The sequence below is a fragment of the Pseudomonas sp. Sample_24 genome (genome assembly GCF_004307605.1).
In the GTDB taxonomy this organism is placed as follows: domain Bacteria; phylum Pseudomonadota; class Gammaproteobacteria; order Pseudomonadales; family Pseudomonadaceae; genus Aquipseudomonas.
The window spans coordinates 1-2,994 of record NZ_RCNW01000147.1 but is presented as its reverse complement, the minus strand read 5'-3'; the positions used below and the strand labels follow the sequence as shown (position 1 = coordinate 2,994).

The window sequence follows — 2,994 nt, the reverse complement described above, 5'->3', positions numbered from 1 at the left end:
CGAGCCTGGCGCTGAACCCGTTGGAACAGCTGCGCTACGTGATCCTGCCGCAGGCGCTGCGCATCGCCGTGGCGCCGACCGTGGGCTTCTCGGTGCAGGTGGTCAAAGGCACGGCTGTGACTTCGATCATCGGCTTCACCGAACTGACCAAGACCGGCGGCATGCTTGCCAACGCCACTTTTGAACCGTTCATGGTCTACGGTCTCGTCGCCCTCGGCTATTTCCTGCTTTGTTATCCCTTGTCCCTCAGTGCGCGCTACCTGGAAAGGAGACTGCATGCCTCTGCTTAGAATTTCCGCCCTGCATAAATATTACGGCGATCACCATGTGCTCAAAGGCATCGACCTGAGCGTGGAGGAAGGCCAGGTGGTGGCGATCATTGGACGCAGCGGCTCGGGTAAGTCGACCTTGCTGCGTACCCTCAATGGCCTTGAGTCCATCAACGATGGCGTGATCGAAGTCGACGGTGAATACCTCGATGCTGCCCGTGCCGATCTGCGCAGCCTGCGGCAGAAAGTCGGCATGGTGTTCCAGCAGTTCAACCTGTTCCCGCACCTGACCGTCGGTGAAAACGTCATGCTTGCACCGCAGGTGGTGCAAAAAGTATCAAAAGCCAAAGCGGTCGAACTTGCGCGGCAGATGCTGGAAAAGGTTGGGCTGGGTGAGAAGTTCGATGCCTTTCCCGATCGGCTGTCCGGCGGACAACAACAGCGGGTGGCAATTGCCCGGGCGCTGGCGATGTCGCCGAAGGTTTTGCTGTGTGACGAAATCACTTCGGCGCTGGACCCGGAGCTGGTCAACGAAGTGCTGAGCGTTGTTCGGCAACTGGCCAAGGAAGGCATGACGCTGATCATGGTCACCCATGAGATGCGTTTTGCCCGGGAGGTGGGGGATAAGTTGGTGTTCATGCATCACGGCAAGGTGCATGAGGTGGGGGACCCGAAAGTCCTGTTCGCCAGGCCGCAGACGGCGGAGCTGGCGAACTTCATTGGGACAGTGGCAGCATCAAGCTAAATCCCTGTGGCGAGGGAGCTTGCTCCCGTTCGACGGCGCAGCCGTCGCAAAATCTGAGGACCGGTTTTTCCTGACTCACCGCGTTGGATGGTTTTAGGGCCGCTACGCAGCCCAGCGGGAGCAAGCTCCCTCGCCACAGGGACCCCATGTAGTCCATGCGCTGGATCAAGGCTTTGAACCGAACGCGTTGGCGCCAGCCTTTGATCGTGGCACGATGTCGAGGTTATCGACCGAGACCCCCAGACCATGCCGCAATCCCAAGCCAAGAATCTGTCCCTGATCGCCGCAATCGACCTGGGCTCCAACAGCTTTCACATGGTCGTGGCCAAGGCCCAGAACGGCGAAATCCGTATTCTCGAGCGTCTCGGGGAGAAGGTTCAGCTGGCGGCCGGCATCGACGACGAGCGTAAACTCAGCGAAGAATCCATGCAGCGCGGGCTCGATTGCCTCAAGCGTTTTGCCCAACTGATCAACGGTATGCCCCTCGGCGCCGTGCGTATCGTTGGTACCAACGCCCTGCGTGAAGCTCGTAACCGCGCCGAATTCATCCACCGCGCCGAAGAAATCCTCGGCCACCCGGTGGAAGTCATCTCCGGCCGAGAAGAAGCGCGCCTGATCTACCTCGGCGTGTCCCACACCCTCGCCGACACCCCGGGCAAGCGCCTGGTGGCGGACATCGGCGGCGGCAGTACCGAATTCATCATCGGCCAGCGTTTCGAACCGCTGCTGCGCGAAAGCCTGCAAATGGGTTGCGTCAGCTACACCCAACGCTATTTCAAGGACGGCAAGATCACCCCGGCCCGCTATGCCCAGGCGTACACCGCGGCGCGGCTGGAGATCATGAGCATTGAACACGCCCTGCATCGCCTGACCTGGGATGAGGCCATCGGCTCCTCGGGCACCATCCGCGCCATCGGCCTGGCGCTGAAGGCCGGTGGTCACGGCACCGGCGAAGTGAACGCCGAAGGCCTGGCCTGGCTCAAGCGCAAGCTGATGAAGCTCGGCGATGTCGAGAAAATCGACTTCGAAGGCATCAAGCCCGATCGTCGGGCGATCTTCCCGGCGGGCCTGGCAATCCTCGAAGCCATCTTCGACTCCCTCGAACTGCAACGCATGGACCACTGCGAAGGTGCCCTGCGTGAAGGCGTGCTGTATGACCTGCTCGGCCGCCATCATCACGAAGACGTGCGCGAACGCACCCTGACCTCCCTGATGGAGCGTTATCACGTCGACCTGGAACAGGCGGCGCGGGTCGAACGCAAAGCCCTGCATGCCTTCGATCAGGTGGCAAGCGACTGGGACCTGGAAGATGGCGTCTGGCGCGAACTGCTCGGCTGGGCGGCGAAGGTCCATGAGGTGGGCCTGGACATCGCTCACTACCAGTACCACAAGCACGGCGCCTACCTGATCGAACACTCGGACCTGGCCGGGTTCTCCCGCGAAGACCAGTTAATGCTCGCGCTGCTGGTGCGTGGCCACCGTCGCAACATTCCCAAGGACAAATTCGCCGACTTCGGCGATGACGGCATCAAGCTGATACGCCTGTGCGTGTTGCTGCGCTTCGCGATCCTGTTCCACCACATCCGCGGTACTCAGCAAATGCCTCAGGTCGAGCTCAACGCCATGGGCAATCATCTTGAAGTGGTGTTCCCGGAAAACTGGCTGGATGAAAACCAGCTGACCCAGGCCGACTTCGCTATCGAAGCGGAATGGCTGACCCGAGTGGATATCGTTCTCAGCGTGCGCTGATACGCACTGCGCCTGTAGGAACACGGCTTGCCGGCGATGGCAATTTTAGAGACGCCATCGCATGTGGCGGGAAACAAAAATGGCGATCCGCAGGGGATCGCCATTTTTATGCTACGACGCTTTAACGCACAGACAGAATCGGGCTGCCCAATCGCTCCAGCAACGTCGCCTGGGCGCTGCGCGGGTTCTGGTTGCCGGTCGGCGTGTTGCGGATGTAACGACCGTCCGACT

Annotated in this window: 3 protein-coding genes; all 3 read left to right on the top strand. The window is 60.7% G+C overall.

Annotated features, from left to right (window positions below; genetic code table 11):
- On the top strand, positions 1–290 hold a 290-nt coding region (locus D8V06_RS07330; RefSeq protein WP_347238554.1), incomplete at its 5' end, for an ABC transporter permease subunit.
- A complete protein-coding gene (locus D8V06_RS07325; protein ID WP_130930705.1) occupies positions 277–1,014 on the top strand; it encodes an amino acid ABC transporter ATP-binding protein in 738 nt (245 codons plus the stop codon). The genes D8V06_RS07330 and D8V06_RS07325, both read left to right, overlap by 14 nt.
- 246 nt (positions 1,015–1,260) lie before the next feature.
- A complete protein-coding gene (gene ppx / locus D8V06_RS07320; protein ID WP_056854096.1) occupies positions 1,261–2,763 on the top strand; it encodes an exopolyphosphatase in 1,503 nt (500 codons plus the stop codon).
- Positions 2,764–2,994 lie beyond the last annotated feature (231 nt).